The sequence below is a fragment of the Acinetobacter sp. YH12043 genome (assembly GCF_013419915.1).
In the GTDB taxonomy this organism is placed as follows: domain Bacteria; phylum Pseudomonadota; class Gammaproteobacteria; order Pseudomonadales; family Moraxellaceae; genus Acinetobacter.
Genome location: NZ_VOZD01000024.1, coordinates 42,226 through 58,638, shown reverse-complemented (window position 1 = coordinate 58,638; position 16,413 = coordinate 42,226). Strand labels below are relative to the sequence as shown.

Sequence of the window (16,413 nt, the reverse complement as noted above, 5' to 3'; positions counted from 1 at the left end):
CAACCTGTCCTAATTCTATAGAGAATAGCTTCAATAAAATTGCGTAAATTTGAGTTGTGGTGAATGGATAAATTACGCAGAATAACTTTCAACTTTTGCCAGTGTTGATCTGTCAGCATGGTACGAGTCATAGCGAATAGTAAAATTGGGTTTGGCGATTTGATTTTACTACTTCGCTATTTTTTTAAGCTAAAAGTGTCAACACACCCTATTTTTAATGCGTTTTTATCTAAAGCTATGAGTGACATATTAAGGGATTGTATCTTTAATTCAAATTTTCTTTGTTCATCTGCACGATCTTCATGTTTTTTTGCAATTTTTATCTGTTCAATTATTTGTCTATAACCAAAAATTGCAAGACTTAGCGCTAATATGCCTATCAGAATCTGAATCTGTCCTGAATTGCTCTCAGCCCATGTCGAAAAACTAACTAAATAATTCAGCATAAAATAAGTCCTTATTGTAAATTAATCAGCATTCTACCCAAATTTAATTAGAAGATTCTTATTAATTAAACCAACATACTGGCATTATCTAAAGCCTATTAAACCAATAGAACCATTTTTTTTATTTGAATTACGGTCGATACATTTCCAGTGTTTGTAAAGGTAATTAAAAAAATGCACATAATTTAAACTGAACAAAGAGTAGAAAGGTGACTATTATTTAGGTTGTCTTAAGTCTTCAGGATCAACTTTCAATTTATCAGGTGCAGATCATAAATTTCGATAGGAAGGAGCAGATCTGTTTCAATTCGCTTTTTAACCCATACTTATGGAAATTACGGCCATTGATAATTTATTTTCATGATACCCAACATGTAGATAAAAATTGATGGCAAAAAACCGAATTAAGCACACATTAAGTTTATAGGTGAATTTGTCTGATTTTTAATTTAAGTAATTGAATTATAAAGATTAAATTATAATTTTTGGTAAAATTAAGCAAAATCTGCAAATTAACCTTCTAATGCACAAATCGCATGGTTTGGCAATGTGCCGATTCGAAAAAAGGTTCATTTTCACGTAGAATACTGCTGTCGGTGAATCACGCTGACAATTTTTACGAATTTTTCAGGCAAAGTTGAATATGTATTGATATTCCTTTGACTGAGGTGCAACCAGCACCACTACTTTCAAAGTTTATTTAAGTAACCGGTTCGCTGAAATTAGGCCAAAAGCCTGATGATCAGAAACTCAATCCAAAGCAAGGGGCTATATATGGCTGGTGGAAAGTCAACAATCATTTACACACTGACCGACGAGGCGCCATTATTGGCGACTTACTCTCTACTGCCGATCATTGAGACCTTTACTAAGCCGGCGGGCGTTGAGATTGTTAAGACAGACATCTCTGTAGCCGCACGCGTACTTGCAGAATTCGCAGACTATCTAAGCGATGAGCAGAAAGTTTCAGATAACCTGGCAGAATTAGGTCGTCTTACTCAGGACCCAGATACTAATATCATTAAACTCCCTAATATTAGTGCGTCTGTTGCTCAGTTGACGTCATGCATTAAAGAACTTCAGTCTAAGGGCTATGCACTGCCTGATTATCCGGAAAACCCGACTACTGAAGAAGAAAAAGCAATTAAAGCGCGTTATAGCAAGTGCCTAGGTTCAGCAGTGAACCCAGTACTTCGTGAAGGTAACTCTGACCGTCGTGCGCCGACAGCAGTGAAAAACTACGCGAAAAAACACCCACATTCTATGGGTGAATGGAAACCTTGGTCACAAACTCACGTTTCTCACATGCAAGAAGGCGACTTCTACCATGGCGAAAAGTCTATGACTTTAGACCGTGCACGTAATGTGAAAATGGAACTGATCACCAAGTCTGGTGAAACTATCGTTCTTAAGCCAAAAGTTGCGCTTCAAGACGGCGAAATCATCGACTCAATGTTCATGAGCAAAAAAGCCCTTTGCGACTTCTATGAAAAAGAATTAGAAGATTGTAAAGAAGCTGGCATCCTGTTCTCTTTACACGTTAAAGCGACCATGATGAAAGTATCACACCCGATCGTATTCGGTCACTGTGTGCGTATTTACTACAAAGATGCGTTTGAGAAACACGGTAAATTATTCGACGAGCTCGGCATTAACGTAAACAACGGTATGGCTGGTCTTTACGAAAAAATCGAATCTTTACCGACTTCTTTACGTGAAGAAATCATTGAAGATCTTCATGCATGTCAAGAACACCGTCCAGCACTTGCGATGGTTGATTCTGCAAAAGGTATTACCAACTTCCATTCTCCAAACGACGTGATTGTAGATGCTTCTATGCCTGCAATGATCCGTACTGGCGGTAAAATGTGGGGTGCTGACGGTAAACCTTACGACTGTAAAGCAGTTATGCCTGAATCTACATTCGCACGTATTTATCAGGAAATGATCAACTTCTGTAAATGGAATGGTAACTTCGACCCACGTACTATGGGTACAGTTCCTAACGTTGGTCTGATGGCTCAAAAAGCTGAAGAATACGGTTCTCACGACAAGACTTTCGAAATTCCAGAAGCGGGTGTTGCGAACATCACTGACCTTGAAACTGGTGAAGTGTTGATGTCTCAAAACGTGGAAGAAGGTGATATCTGGCGTATGTGCCAGGTGAAAGACGCACCGATCCGCGACTGGGTGAAACTGGCTGTAACTCGTGCACGTAACTCTGGCATGCCAGCAATCTTCTGGCTTGACCCGTACCGTCCACACGAAAACGAACTGATCAAAAAAGTTCAAACTTACCTGAAAGATCACGATACTGAAGGCTTGGACATCCAAATCATGTCTCAGGTACGTGCGATGCGTTATACACTTGAACGTGTTGCTCGTGGCCTAGATACCATTTCAGTAACAGGTAACATCCTGCGTGACTACCTGACTGACCTGTTCCCAATCATGGAGCTTGGTACTTCTGCGAAAATGCTGTCTATCGTGCCTCTAATGGCAGGTGGCGGTATGTACGAAACTGGTGCTGGTGGTTCTGCGCCTAAACACGTACAACAATTGGTAGAAGAAAACCACTTACGTTGGGATTCTCTAGGTGAGTTCTTGGCATTGGCTGTTTCTCTGGAAGAAATGGGCATTAAAGAAAACAATGCACGTGCGAAACTGCTCGCGAAAACACTGGATGCTGCGACTGGTAAATTGCTTGACAATGACAAGTCTCCATCACGTCGTACTGGCGAGCTAGACAACCGTGGCAGCCACTTCTACCTGGCTAAATTCTGGGCTGAAGAACTTGTAGCGCAAGACGAAGATGCAGAATTGAAAGCGAAATTTGCACCGATCGCTCAGTCTCTTGCTGAAAATGAAGAGAAGATCGTAAGCGAATTGAATGCAGTTCAAGGCCAATCTGTAGATATCGGTGGTTACTATGCGGTTGATCCTGCAAAAGTAAATGCTGTAATGCGTCCAAGTGCTACATTGAACCAAATCATTGAGTCACTAAACGCTTAATCAGGCTGTATTAGCTTTAAAGCTCGTAAAGTTAATAAAACCGGTGCTTAGGCGCCGGTTTTTTATTGTTTTTAGATATACATTTAAATAATAAATGAAGGAAATAGGATACGAGTTAAGTTTCTGATCTATCATCATTTGATTAAATGATCGAGATGATTAAAAAATAATTCTGAACTTGTTATATTGATTTAAAGTATAAGCGCTATATTAAAAAAAGGTTTTATTGAACTGGGTAGGGTAGAGCCATGAGTAATCAGATATTCATACAGCAGACTTTCGATGGTCCGGTGGATATTGTTGGCGATATTCATGGTGAGATCGACGCGCTACAACAATTATTAAAAGTATTGGGCTACGATCTGCAAGGTCGTCATTCTGAACAGCGTAAACTGATTTTTGTCGGGGATCTGTGTGATCGTGGACCAGACAGTATCGCTGTCATCAGACAGGTTAAAACCTTAATAGAAAATGGCAATGCGCAATGCATTCTGGGTAATCATGAAATCAACTTGTTAACCGATACGCTACGGGAAGGCAATGGCTGGTTTTTTGGTTCACCGCATCAGGATGATCTCAAAACTTTTGATTCAGTTCAGGCTTCAATTCAGGATCGTGCATGGATTCTAGAATTTCTAAACAGCCTGCCTTTGGCTCTAGATGCACCCCATTTAAGAATTGTGCATGCTTGCTGGGATACGCAGGCAATTCAACAATTGAAATCTGTTCCTTTTAATTCAATCAGACAGGCTTATGATTATTTTGTCCTGAAAAATGAGCTTGAGTTACAGACTTTAGGCTTTGATGAATATATCCAGAGTGAACAGCAGCAATATCAGGGACAATTCAAGGATCCAGCAGCCAGTATTCCCTTATTAAAATATATCGCTGAAAAAGAGTTACGCGACCAGATGCAAAATCCGATTCGTACCTTAAGCTCAGGCGCAGAAAAAATTGCACAACGTCCAGTCTATGCAGGGGGGCGCTGGCGTATGATTGATCGTTTGCCATGGTGGGAGCGTTATACAGATAGGATACCTGTGGTGATTGGCCATTATTGGAGAAACTTTAAAACCACCGAAGAAAAATCCGGTCTGTTTAAGCATATTGATGCCCTGCAATGGTTTGGTCAGCAGCAGAATGTATTTTGTGTCGACTATTCAGTGGGCAGGCGTTATCGCGATCGTCAGCAACAGGCTGAGTTTGCCCATCATCTCGGGGCTTTAAGATGGCCTGAAAATCTGGTGATTTTTGAAGATGGCCAGCAGTATTTCACTCAAAAAATGACGTAAAAAAAGCAGCCACGAAGACTGCTTTTTTAATGAAATTAGCGGATTATTCCACTTCTACAATTTCAAAATCGTGAGTAATTTCGACCCCACCGTCAGATAGCATTTTACTGGCAGAACAGTATTTCTCAGCAGAAAGCTCTACCGCTTTAGCGACTTGTTTCTCTTTGATGCCCTTACCGCTGACCACAAAGTGTAGATGGATTTTGGTAAATACCGCAGGAATTGTATCGGCACGTTCTGCTTTTAATTCACAGCGTACATCAGTAATCTCCTGACGTGCTTTCTTTAAAATTGTCACAATGTCAAAAGAAGCACAACCGCCCAGACCGGTTAAAATCAGTTCCATTGGGCGAGGACCACGGTTTTCACCGCCATATTCAGGTGAACCATCCATGATGATACTGTGACCACTTTGAGTTTTTGCTTCAAAAGCAACATTCTCTAGCCAATGAACACTCGTTTGCATTGCAACTACCTAAAAAAAGCTATAAATTTACGAAGTAACTGTACACTAACATAAATTGGGTTGATAAGGAATTTCAATCCCACTGTGTGACAAGTTCACATTAGGTCTTGTGCGATCTATAAATTATCCATATTCGGAACTGTAAGCATGACTTCAAACTTTTCACAATTAAGCACAGACGCACTTTCGCCAGGGCAACTACCTGAATCAGTGAAGGCGTTATTAAAACGTGCATATATCAATCGCTATCCAAAACGTACCACGATCGTGGATGCAGGATCAGAATCTAAATCGCTGTATTTAATTCTGAAGGGGTCTGTATCTATCATTCTTCGTGAAGATGATGAACGTGAGATTGTGGTAGCTTATTTAAATGCGGGAGACTTCTTTGGGGAAATGGGTCTTTTCGAAGCAAATCCACAGCGTACTGCAGAAGTGCGTACTCGTGATGTCTGTGAAATTGCTGAAATTACCTATGAAAACTTTCATGAAATTAGCAAACAATATCCAGATCTAAGCTATGCAGTTTTTGCTCAGCTGGTTCGCCGTCTGAAAAATACCACACGTAAAGTGACTGACCTGGCATTTATTGATGTATCTGGTCGTATCGCACGTTGTCTGATTGACCTGTCATCTCAGCCAGAAGCGATGATCTTGCCAAATGGTCGTCAGATCCGTATTACCCGTCAGGAAATTGGCCGTATTGTTGGGTGTTCACGTGAAATGGTCGGTCGTGTTCTAAAAACTCTAGAAGAACAGGGCATGATTGAAACCGATGGTAAGGCGATTCTGATTTTTGATGCATCGCTGGAAGAACCTGAAGCAGTGGGTGCTGGCGAGTTCGAAGACGAATAAGCCAAAAGCACGATAAAAAGCAAATCTTCGGGTTTGCTTTTTTTATTCCTGTTTAAAAATTTCAGCCTGATTCAGAACATAACAAATTGGCACAAGCTTGTTAGAAAAGATGATTTAAGTCCGTCTTATAATTCCGATAGGCTATAGCACACTTGCTCTTGATAAATAACAGATAAACTTAAAGGATATTTTTATGCAATTCAGACCATTGGCGGATACTGGGATTTTATTGCCAGAAATCTGTTTGGGCACCATGACTTTTGGTGAGCAAAATACTCAGGAAGAGGCTTTTCAGCAATTAGACTATGCTTTGGATCAAGGTTTATATTTCTGGGATACCGCAGAAATGTATCCGGTGCCACCCAAGCCGGAAACCCAAGGTGCAACTGAACGCATCATTGGTAACTGGATTGCTTCACGGGGTGGTCGTGACAAACTGTTTTTAGCTTCGAAAATTGCGGGTCCGTCACAAGGTGGGAGCCATATCCGTGATGGTCAGACCCGGTTTGTGGCAGATGAGATTGCATCAGCAATTGATAATTCATTGTCACGTTTGCAAACTGATTATATCGACCTGTACCAATTGCACTGGCCTCAGCGCGCAACCAATTTCTTTGGCAAGCTGGGTTATGGCAATGCAGAAGCTGCAGATGATCGTGCTGTCACGAATCTGGAAGAAACCCTGACTGCTTTGCATGACGAAATTAAGAAAGGTCGTATCCGTTATATTGGCCTGTCCAATGAAACCCCTTGGGGTACCATGAAGTTCCTGCATCTGGCAGAGAAACTGGGACTATCTAAATTTGTTAGCGTGCAAAATCCGTATAGCTTGCTGAATCGGACTTATGAAATTGGTATGTCGGAAATTGCCAAATACGAAGGTGTAGGTTTGCTGGCTTATTCTCCACTGGCATTCGGTTATCTGACTGGTAAATTCCGCAATGGTGCACGTCCAGCCAATGCACGTGTGACTTTATTTTCACGTTTTAGCCGTTATAGCAATCCGGAAAGCGAGTGGGCCGTCGAGCAGTATGCACAACTGGCTGAGCAGCATGGCCTGACCTTAACCCAGTTGTCGCTGGCTTTCATTAAACAGCAGTTCTTCGTGACCAGTACTATTATTGGTGCGACCAACTTGGATCAGCTCAAGGAAAACATTCAGGCGTTTGACGTGAATCTGTCTGAAGAAGTCTTGCAGGGTATTGAAGCCATACACCGTCAGCAACCCAATCCGGCACCATAATTGTTCAAGTGTTCTCTTTAAATGCCCTTCAAGTGAGGGCATTTTTGTTTCAATAAAGGATCAAATTTAATGATAAACAACATAGCGAGAAAAGGATAAAGGCAGCATAATCAAAACAAGATTCATCAATAGGATTTAATAAAAATGAATAATGAAACGGATATTTCTAAATCCCAAGTATTAGCCAAAGCTATATTCAACTTAGCTGAACAGTTGCAATTGCAAGAATCCGAGCTTGCATTAGTTCTGGATCTATCTGAAGCAGAATTATCGTCAATCATAAATCAAAAAGAATTAGAACCAGATACTACCGCAGGCAAAAGAGCGATAACTTTAATCAATATCTATCAAGCGTTATTTGGTCTGAATGGTGGAGACTTGGGTTGGATGCGCCAGTTTATCAATTCACCTAACAAGCTTTTGGATCAGCAAATACCAAGATCCTTGATGCAAACAGAACATGGTTTGAGTGCAGTATTGCGATTACTAGGACGCTTGCAACCGCACTAAAGGTCTTTCTCTATTTTCTACCCATCCGAAAAATAGCAGAGTAAATTAAATCAGATATTCATTATTGATCTTCACTTTAAAAATTCTACTTTCGCTCACTTGAAATATTTTCATTGAATACCAATATTAATACTGATAACTCTGTCTTTTATTTAATTAAATTTTTGAAAAATATATAAAAAATTATTTGAAATTTTATTTCCAGCACCCATATATCCATCAAGTAGAAAATTTGTTGTGAGGAATAACAAGAATGCGTTTTGAGAAATTTACCAATCGCTTACAGCAAACCCTTTCCGATGCGCAATCTCTGGCAATGAGCAAGGATCATGCTGCCATTGAAGGGATTCACATCTTGTCCACCTTGATGGAAGAAGCATCGAATGTGAGCTTGCTGCAACAGGCAGGAGCGAACCTGCGTGACCTGCAAAGCAAAGTACAAACTGCGCTGAACAATGTAGCTACGCTCGGTAATCCCTCTGCCGATATCAATATCAGTCAGGAAGCAGCCAAAGCCCTGCATCTGGCGGACAGTTATGCACAAAAAGCAGGAGATGAGTTCCTGTCCACTGACTGGGTATTACTGGCACTTGCAGAAACGGGTGCCACCAAAACCTTATTAAATAGTGTTGGCGTAAAAACTGAAACTTTACGACAGGTCATTAATCAAATTCGAGGCGATGAAAAAGTCATGAGCAATAATCATGAAGATCAACGGGACTCACTGAATAAATATACGATTGATTTAACTGAACGTGCCATGGCTGGCAAACTGGACCCGGTGATTGGTCGTGATGATGAAATCCGTCGTACAATTCAGGTGCTGTCACGCCGTACCAAAAACAACCCGGTACTGATCGGTGAGCCAGGTGTCGGTAAAACTGCGATTGTCGAAGGTCTGGCACAGCGTATTGTTAACGGTGAAGTTCCTGAAGGCTTGAAAGGCAAACGTGTATTGTCTCTAGACTTAGGTTCTCTGTTGGCAGGGGCTAAATACCGTGGTGAGTTCGAAGAACGTCTGAAAGCCGTTCTGAAAGATCTGGCTAAACATGAAGGCGAAATCATCCTGTTCATTGACGAGCTGCATACATTGGTCGGTGCCGGTAAAGGCGATGGCGCCATGGATGCGGGTAACATGCTGAAACCTGCATTAGCGCGCGGTGAACTACGCTGTGTCGGTGCAACAACTTTGGATGAATATCGTCAGTACATTGAAAAAGATGCAGCTTTAGAGCGTCGTTTCCAGAAAGTGCTGGTGGATGAACCAAGCGTGGAAGATACCATTGCGATTCTGCGTGGTCTGAAAGATCGTTACGCGACTCACCATGGTGTGCAGATTCTGGATTCTGCAATCATTGCTGCGGCGAAAATGTCACACCGTTACATCACAGATCGTCAATTGCCGGATAAAGCCATTGACCTGATTGATGAAGCAGCATCTCGTATCAAAATGGAGCTGGATTCTAAACCTGAAGCACTGGATAAACTCGAACGTCGTCTGATTCAGCTGAAGATGCAGCTTGAAGCGGTGAAAAAAGATGCAGACTCTGGTGCACAAGGCGAAGTGAAACATCTGGAAGAGCAGATTGCCACTGTAGAGAAAGAGTACAGCGAACTGGAAGAAATCTGGCGTGCCGATAAAGCGCTGGTAGCAGGCAACAAAGATATTCAGGTGAAACTGGATCAGGCTCGCATTGCGCTGGAAAAAGCCCAGCGTGAAGGTGATCTGGCTGAAGCAGCACGTTATCAATACGGTGTGATTCCTGAACTGCAAAAACAGTTGGAACGTATTGAAGCGGCTGAAGAAAGTGAAGCACCAAAACTGCTACGTGACAAAGTCACTGACAATGAGATCGCTGAAGTAGTCAGTGCTGCGACCGGTATTCCTGTAGCGAAAATGCTGCAAGGTGAGCGTGACAAACTGCTGCATATGGAAGACTTCCTGCATAACCGTGTTGTTGGTCAGGAAGAAGCCGTAGTAGCTGTATCTAATGCTGTACGTCGTTCACGTGCCGGCTTGTCAGATCCAAACCGTCCAAGTGGTTCATTCCTGTTCTTGGGCCCAACAGGTGTAGGTAAAACAGAATTGACCAAAGCCTTGGCGAACTTCCTGTTCGACAGTGACGATGCCATGATCCGAATCGACATGTCCGAATTTATGGAAAAACATTCGGTGAGCCGCTTGGTCGGTGCACCTCCGGGCTATGTCGGTTATGAAGAAGGTGGTGTGCTGACTGAAGCGGTGCGCCGTAAACCATATAGCGTGGTGTTATTCGATGAGGTCGAAAAAGCGCATCCGGATGTATTTAACATTCTGCTGCAAGTGCTGGACGATGGTCGTCTGACTGACTCGCAAGGCCGTGTGGTGGACTTTAAAAATACCGTGATTGTGATGACTTCGAACCTGGGTTCACAGGATGTTCGTGAACTGGGCGATAAAGCAACTCGTGAAGAAGTCCGTACAGTGGTGATGAATGCGGTATCGGAACATTTCCGTCCAGAGTTTATCAACCGTATTGATGAGCTAGTGGTGTTCCATGCACTGGAAAAAGACCAGATCCGTGGTATTGCCGATATTCAGTTGAACCGCTTGCGTCAACGTCTGGCAGAACGCGATATGCGTCTGTCTGTGGATGACAGTGCTTTCGATCAGTTAATCGAAGCTGGTTTCGATCCGTTGTATGGTGCGCGTCCATTAAAACGTGCGATCCAGCAACGTATTGAAAATGGTTTGGCACAAAGCATCCTGGCAGGTGAGTTTGGCCCTGGTGATACCATCGTCGTTCGTGGTGAAAGTGGCGAGCTGGTCTTTGAAAAAATGAAACTCAGCTAATAGAAGTTCTCCTCGCAACAAAAAAACCCAGCCTAGGCTGGGTTTTTCTTTATCTTATATTCACACCTTACATTTTTGGATGAGTAATTTTCCAGGCACGGTGAATTTTCTGGTTACGCTTGAAGTCTGGACCAATGGTTTCATGCGTGATTTCTTCCACGTCATATAAACCTTCAATCATTTCATCCATTTCGAAACCACGGTAGTTGTTCGAGAAATACAACGTACCGTCAGTGGTTAAACGGTTCATGGCACGTTTCAATAAAGAGACGTGGTCACGCTGAACGTCGAAAGTCCCGTAGAATTTTTTCGAGTTAGAGAATGTCGGTGGATCGATAAAGATCAGGTCATATTGTTCATGACCTTCTTTCAGCCATTCAAAACAGTCAGATGCAAAGAATTGATGTTGTTGATCGGCATGGTCTACAGTCAGGCCGTTCAGAACAAAGTTCTCTTTTGACCAGTTCAAATAAGTATTAGATAAATCGACACTGGTGGTACTCGCTGCACCACCTAAAGCTGCATGTAAGCTCGCCGTAGAAGTATAACTGTACAGATTCAGAAAGTGTTTACCTTTGGCTTCTTTGGCAATACGCAGACGCATCTGACGGTGATCCAGGAATAGACCGGTATCCAGATAATCGGTCAGGTTGACCAGAATCTTGGCTTGGCCTTCCTGGACGATAAAACGTTTAGACGCTGTACTTTGTTTGGTGTACTGGTTCTTACCTTCCTGACGGGCACGAGTTTTAATAAAGATGGCATCACGGCCTAGACCAGTCACAGCACGAATCGCTTGCAATGCCAGGTTAAAACGCTTTTTGGCTTTTTCTGGATCAATTTTCTTCGGAGGCGCATATTCCTGCACATGCAGACGTTCGCCATACAGGTCGACTGCTACGTTAAAGTCTGGTAAGTCGGCATCATACAAACGCAGGCAGTGAATATTTTCTTTTACCGCCCATTTTTTCAGGGTTTGCATATTCTTGGTCAGGCGGTTAGCAAATTCCATCGCACCTTCGATCGGCTCGAATTGTTGCGGCTGCCAGCTTTCCAGGAAAGGACGTGTGACTGCTGCCGGTTTTACTGTACCAAAACGGATATAGATTGGCAGTTTACCGTTCATCAAACGCAGAATTTGCGGGTCATTGAACGCCAAGACATCGGCCTGTTCCACCTGAGCAGCAATGACTGCCGCTTTCTGATTCGGGAAATTCTTTTGTAGCAGATTAGACAAACCCAGATACAAGGCACGGTTAGATGCCTTATCGCCCAGACGCTCACCATATGGTGGATTCGTCACAAAGAAGACTTTCTTGCCTTCAGCCTGGAAATCTGGCCAGTCATTTAAAGTACGCTCTTCGATCTTGATCTGATCAAGGGCTGATTCAAAACCTGCAGCAATAATGTTCTGTTTAGTGGCTTTCACCGCTTCCCAGTCGGCATCAAAGGCATAGAATTTGGGTAATGGGTTTTCTAGCGCAGCTTTATGACGTTCAGCTGCTTCAGCTTTAATACCCATCCATAATTCATGGTCATGACCATTCCAGCCATTAAATCCGAAACGACGCACCAGACCCGGGGCACGATCAGTCAGAATCATCAGTGATTCAATAATAAATGTCCCTGAACCACACATTGGATCAACCACAATATCCGGGTTGATATCTTTCAGGCCACCTTTTTGCAGGATCGCAGCCGCCAGATTTTCCTTGATTGGTGCTTCAGTCATAAAGCGGCGATAGCCACGTTTATGCAGGGAATCACCGGATAAGTCTAAACAATAAGTATGTTCTTTTTTACCGGCCAGAATGTACATGGTGATTTCTGGCTGTTTGGTATCAATACTTGGACGCTTGCCCACAGCTTCCATAAAGGAATCGACGACGCCATCTTTGGCACGAAGGGTCGCAAACTGGGTATTAACCTTAATATCACGTTCAACGTGCAGACGAATTGCGAAGGTGCTTTGTGGTGCAAAAATCAGTGACCAGTCGAAGCTCATCGCACCTTCATAAAGCTCTTCTGCAACATCACGCGCATCGTGGGAGAATTCGATTTCATGCGTGTGAATTGGCATCAGGACACGAGAAGCCAGACGAGACCACATACAGATGCGGTAAGCATTTTCAAGCGTGCCTTTGAAGGTCAGACGACCTGGGAAACGTTCAATATCCTGAACACCTAAACCTTTGATTTCTTCTTCTAATAAGGTTTCCAGACCATCGGCACAGGTGACCCAATAATTGCTTAAACGTGAAGAGGTATTCATAAAATAGAGAGACCGGAAAAGAATAAATAAAAAACTGCGCTCAGTTTAGCGTATTTTGCCTGTTAAAGCTTTGGAAATTTTTTAAATTCGAGCATATACAGCCTAGTTTTACTCATCATAAAAAGCGCTAAATGTTGACTTAAAAAGCAAACTGAAAATTTACGAGATATGTAGAACTAAACAGTGACAGTAAGGCAAATTTATTGAGTAAATCTTTTTATTTTACAGATGGGTATGTGATGATTATTAAACTAATTCGCAATCTAGATCTTCAATTGCAGCCATGTTGTATGTGTGATTTAAAAAATAAATAATCGGGTTATTGATGTGATGGATCTGATGCCGGATCGTTTATATGCACCATATGGCATCAACATTACTCTAAAAGTAAAAGCTAAAATTTGGTCACTCATGTCAAGTGATCGAGACTAAGAATTGATTAGCCAGACGAGGAGTGAATCTAAAACAAAAAAGACACTGATCTACGATTCCTCGAGGTAGAACAATTTTCATTCATATCAATTTATAACTCACATAACTTATTTATTAATTTTGGTACGTTTATTGCTCTATCTAATATCAATGAAGCTGTAATGCTGAGGGGAATCATTACAGCTTCATCTTTATTCTTAATTATTATTTCGGAGGGGCTTAGATGTTGGATCTTCAATTACGCAGGAATGAGGCATTTTCAATCGCTACCTTGATTTATGCACGTTTAAGACGAGTAACTGGGCGAGTAATTGATGCCATGTATCTTGCAGAAAATATCCACTATGCAAAGCATGTGATTGGGCTGGCAGAGCAGACTGAAGATCCTGAGCTTTTACATCTGGTCAACCGCTTAAAAACCACTCTGGATTTATTGTCATTTTCAGAACTGCAGGCTGAAGAACAGGCGGAAAAGGAACTGATTTCTGTGGAACCAAGCGAAGAAGATATCTATCGCGCTCAGGTTTCACATCATTATATTGGCGCATTGCGCTAATTGGGGGATTGGGTGTGGATGCTCCAGACTGAAGCACTCATGTTTAAATGAAAAACAAGCATATAGATAAACAGGTTAAATTATCTTATTGAAAAAATACATGGGAATTTAAATTTCCATTCTTATTACCGAGATGGTTTTTGTACAACCGAGCTCTTTATCAACTATAAAGATTCGCTAATCTCTGTATAATACGTTGACTTAACGTATAAGGAATCTCTCATGCACTTGGCGGCATTGCATACACCGAGCCAGATTCAACTCAACAAAGCAGGTAATCTTAAACATTTCCTGACCATCGAAGGTCTTTCTAAAGAAACTCTTACAAAAATACTGGACACTGCGTTGTCCTTTTTTAATGACCAAAATCAGCTGATCACCAATAATTTGCTCGAAGGCAAAACGGTGATGAACCTATTTTTTGAAAATTCTACCCGAACGCGTACTACATTTGAGGCAGCGGCCAAACGTCTGTCTGCCAACGTGCTGAATATCGATATTGCCCGTTCAAGTACCTCTAAAGGTGAAACTTTACGTGATACCTTGTGGAATCTTGAAGCCATGGCGGCAGATATCTTCGTAGTACGTCATTCATCTTCAGGTGCAGCACACTTTATTGCCAAAGATGTTTGTCCGAATGTCGCTATTATTAATGCAGGGGATGGTCGTCATGCCCATCCAACTCAAGCGATGCTGGATATGCTGACCATTCGCCGCGAGACCAATAAAAAATTCGAAGATATGTCGATTGCGATTATTGGCGATATCAAGCATTCGCGTGTAGCACGTTCAGATGTGGCGGCACTGCAAACCTTAGGCTGTAAAGATATTCGCGTGATTGCACCGAATACGTTATTGCCATACGGTTTTGATGACTACAGTGAAGATGTACGCCTGTTCAATAATATGGAAGAGGGCATCAAAGACTGTGATGTGATCATTACCTTGCGTATTCAAAACGAGCGTATTGATTCGCCAGCGCTGTCTTCTCAGGCTGAATTCTATAAAATGTATGGCCTGAATAAAGAACGTCTCGCCCTGGCCAAGCCGGATTGTATCGTGATGCATCCAGGACCAATGAACCGCGGTGTGGAAATTGATTCCAGCATTGCAGACGGTCCACAATCCGTGATTCTGAAACAGGTCACTAACGGGATTGCTGTACGTATGGCGGTACTGGCACTGGCGATGCAGGGGCAGTTACAGGAACAGGGTTTGATTGAAGCGATTGCGGTATAAGGAATAAGTCATGACTATTGTAAAAATTGAAAATGTCCGTGTTCTTGACCCAATCCAAAACACTGATTCAGTCGAAACGGTTTATCTGGAAAATGGTAAACGTGTTGCAGAGACTGCTAACGTCTCTGAAACCATTGATGGACAGGGCAAATGGCTGATGCCAACCATGGTGGACCTGTGTGCACGTTTAAGAGAACCGGGCCAGCAGCAACACGGAACTTTAAAGTCTGAAGGTAAGGCTGCACGTGAAAACGGGATTCTGCATGTCTTTACCCCGCCAGATTCCAAACCGATTGTGCAGGATAATGGTGCGCTGATTCATGGTCTGGTTGAAAAAGCCATGCTGGATGGTGGCATTTATTTGCAAGTGATCGGTGCGCAAACTCAAGGTTTGCAAGGTCAGCAACCAGCCAATATGGCAGGTTTAAAAAAGGGTGGTTGTACTGCGGTTTCTAATGCCAGCGCGCCGTTTGCCAATGATGATGTGGTATTGCGTACACTTGAATATGCAGCGGGCTTGGACCTGACTGTAGTGTTCTATGCAGAAGAGCCGCAAATTGCCAAAGATGGTTGTGTGCATGAAGGCTTTATTGCTTCACGCCAAGGCTTGCCAATGATTCCATCGCTAGCGGAAACTGTGGCCATTGCCAAATACCTGCTCATGATTGAAGCAACTAAAGTACGTGCTCATTTTGGCTTGTTATCTTGTGGTGCATCAGTAGAACTGATTCGTATTGCTAAAGAAAAAGGCTTGCCAGTAACTTGTGATGTCGCTATGCACCAATTGCATCTGACTGACCATCTGATTGATGGCTTTAACTCTCTTGCACACGTGCGTCCACCATTACGTTCTGAATCTGACAAAGAATTACTGCGTCAGGGCGTAAAATCTGGTGTGATTGATGCGATCTGTACCCATCATGAACCCCTGAGCAGCTCTGCCAAAATGGCACCCTTTGCGGAAACACAGCCTGGCTTTACCGCGTTTGATACCTACGTACCGTTCGGTATCCAACTAGTGAATGAAGGCTTCTTTACGCCGTTGGAATGGGTGGAGAAAGTCACAGTTGCTCCTGCGAAAGTCGCCAGTATGTTTGAGCGTTGGAAAGCGGAAGCAGGCTGGGTACTGGTTGATCCAGAACAGGAGTGGACATTAAGCAAAGAAACGATCGTTTCTCAAGGTAAAAATACACCACTGCTCAATCAAAAAGTGAAAGGTAAAGTGCTGCAAACTTTTATTGCAGCATAACACTTACA

12 protein-coding genes and 1 pseudogene are annotated in these 16,413 nt (G+C 42.6%); 9 read left to right on the top strand and 4 right to left on the bottom strand.

Features of this window, described 5'->3' with window-relative positions:
* Both FTU01_RS12060 and FTU01_RS12055 read right to left on the bottom strand, forming a co-directional pair.
* Positions 1 to 131 (bottom strand): annotated as a pseudogene (locus FTU01_RS12060) (IS5/IS1182 family transposase); the annotation flags it as partial.
* 45 nt (positions 132 to 176) lie between these two features.
* Positions 177 to 446: a hypothetical protein gene (locus FTU01_RS12055; protein WP_180139291.1), complete on the bottom strand. Its 270-nt coding sequence runs from the start codon at positions 444 to 446 to the stop codon at positions 177 to 179.
* A 774-nt stretch (positions 447 to 1,220) separates the two neighbouring features.
* Between FTU01_RS12055 and FTU01_RS12050 the strand changes: the two genes are divergently transcribed.
* Both FTU01_RS12050 and FTU01_RS12045 read left to right on the top strand, forming a co-directional pair.
* Positions 1,221 to 3,458, top strand: coding sequence for an NADP-dependent isocitrate dehydrogenase (locus FTU01_RS12050; RefSeq protein ID WP_034170011.1), 2,238 nt, complete (start codon positions 1,221 to 1,223; stop codon positions 3,456 to 3,458).
* 248 nt (positions 3,459 to 3,706) lie between these two features.
* Positions 3,707 to 4,750, top strand: coding sequence for a metallophosphoesterase (locus FTU01_RS12045; protein ID WP_180139288.1), 1,044 nt, complete (start codon positions 3,707 to 3,709; stop codon positions 4,748 to 4,750).
* Between the two features lie 43 nt (positions 4,751 to 4,793).
* On the opposite strand, the gene FTU01_RS12040 is transcribed toward FTU01_RS12045, so the two are convergent.
* Positions 4,794 to 5,216, bottom strand: a complete 423-nt coding sequence (locus FTU01_RS12040) for an OsmC family protein (RefSeq protein WP_004782528.1) — start codon at positions 5,214 to 5,216, stop codon at positions 4,794 to 4,796.
* Positions 5,217 to 5,363: 147 nt separating this feature from the next.
* On the opposite strand from FTU01_RS12040, the gene crp reads away from it, so the two are divergent.
* The 4 genes from crp (at position 5,364) to clpB (ending at position 10,657) form a co-directional block, all read left to right on the top strand.
* Complete coding sequence (gene crp, locus FTU01_RS12035) at positions 5,364 to 6,071, top strand: cAMP-activated global transcriptional regulator CRP (protein WP_004782527.1); 708 nt, start codon at positions 5,364 to 5,366, stop codon at positions 6,069 to 6,071.
* 193 nt (positions 6,072 to 6,264) lie between these two features.
* On the top strand, positions 6,265 to 7,314 hold the full coding sequence (locus tag FTU01_RS12030) for an NADP(H)-dependent aldo-keto reductase (RefSeq protein ID WP_159123982.1): 1,050 nt from the start codon (positions 6,265 to 6,267) through the stop codon (positions 7,312 to 7,314).
* 144 nt (positions 7,315 to 7,458) lie between these two features.
* Complete coding sequence (locus FTU01_RS12025) at positions 7,459 to 7,824, top strand: antitoxin Xre/MbcA/ParS toxin-binding domain-containing protein (protein WP_180139285.1); 366 nt, start codon at positions 7,459 to 7,461, stop codon at positions 7,822 to 7,824.
* 253 nt (positions 7,825 to 8,077) lie between these two features.
* Positions 8,078 to 10,657 (top strand): ATP-dependent chaperone ClpB, encoded by a 2,580-nt coding sequence (gene clpB, locus FTU01_RS12020; RefSeq protein ID WP_180139282.1) that lies wholly within the window; start codon positions 8,078 to 8,080, stop codon positions 10,655 to 10,657.
* Positions 10,658 to 10,724: 67 nt separating this feature from the next.
* Here the strand turns inward: clpB and rlmKL are convergent, their stop codons facing one another.
* Positions 10,725 to 12,929, bottom strand: coding sequence for a bifunctional 23S rRNA (guanine(2069)-N(7))-methyltransferase RlmK/23S rRNA (guanine(2445)-N(2))-methyltransferase RlmL (rlmKL, locus tag FTU01_RS12015; RefSeq protein ID WP_005235042.1), 2,205 nt, complete (start codon positions 12,927 to 12,929; stop codon positions 10,725 to 10,727).
* Between the two features lie 655 nt (positions 12,930 to 13,584).
* Here rlmKL and FTU01_RS12010 point away from each other — a divergent pair.
* From FTU01_RS12010 to FTU01_RS12000, 3 genes are all read left to right on the top strand, one after another.
* The gene (locus FTU01_RS12010) at positions 13,585 to 13,917 is read left to right on the top strand and encodes a hypothetical protein (protein WP_180053562.1); all 333 of its coding nucleotides are present in this window, start codon (positions 13,585 to 13,587) and stop codon (positions 13,915 to 13,917) included.
* A gap of 222 nt (positions 13,918 to 14,139) precedes the next feature.
* Positions 14,140 to 15,156: an aspartate carbamoyltransferase catalytic subunit gene (locus FTU01_RS12005; protein ID WP_180139279.1), complete on the top strand. Its 1,017-nt coding sequence runs from the start codon at positions 14,140 to 14,142 to the stop codon at positions 15,154 to 15,156.
* A 10-nt stretch (positions 15,157 to 15,166) separates the two neighbouring features.
* On the top strand, positions 15,167 to 16,405 hold the full coding sequence (locus FTU01_RS12000) for a dihydroorotase (protein WP_180139276.1): 1,239 nt from the start codon (positions 15,167 to 15,169) through the stop codon (positions 16,403 to 16,405).
* The last annotated feature ends 8 nt before the right edge of the window (positions 16,406 to 16,413 follow it).

Coding starts and splice junctions, on each gene's coding strand:
- FTU01_RS12055 (WP_180139291.1), bottom strand. CDS start 446: ATGCTGAATTATTTAGTTAGTTTTTCGACATGGGCTGAGAGCAATTCA.
- FTU01_RS12050 (WP_034170011.1), top strand. CDS start 1,221: ATGGCTGGTGGAAAGTCAACAATCATTTACACACTGACCGACGAGGCG.
- FTU01_RS12045 (WP_180139288.1), top strand. CDS start 3,707: ATGAGTAATCAGATATTCATACAGCAGACTTTCGATGGTCCGGTGGAT.
- FTU01_RS12040 (WP_004782528.1), bottom strand. CDS start 5,216: ATGCAAACGAGTGTTCATTGGCTAGAGAATGTTGCTTTTGAAGCAAAA.
- crp (WP_004782527.1), top strand. CDS start 5,364: ATGACTTCAAACTTTTCACAATTAAGCACAGACGCACTTTCGCCAGGG.
- FTU01_RS12030 (WP_159123982.1), top strand. CDS start 6,265: ATGCAATTCAGACCATTGGCGGATACTGGGATTTTATTGCCAGAAATC.
- FTU01_RS12025 (WP_180139285.1), top strand. CDS start 7,459: ATGAATAATGAAACGGATATTTCTAAATCCCAAGTATTAGCCAAAGCT.
- clpB (WP_180139282.1), top strand. CDS start 8,078: ATGCGTTTTGAGAAATTTACCAATCGCTTACAGCAAACCCTTTCCGAT.
- rlmKL (WP_005235042.1), bottom strand. CDS start 12,929: ATGAATACCTCTTCACGTTTAAGCAATTATTGGGTCACCTGTGCCGAT.
- FTU01_RS12010 (WP_180053562.1), top strand. CDS start 13,585: ATGTTGGATCTTCAATTACGCAGGAATGAGGCATTTTCAATCGCTACC.
- FTU01_RS12005 (WP_180139279.1), top strand. CDS start 14,140: ATGCACTTGGCGGCATTGCATACACCGAGCCAGATTCAACTCAACAAA.
- FTU01_RS12000 (WP_180139276.1), top strand. CDS start 15,167: ATGACTATTGTAAAAATTGAAAATGTCCGTGTTCTTGACCCAATCCAA.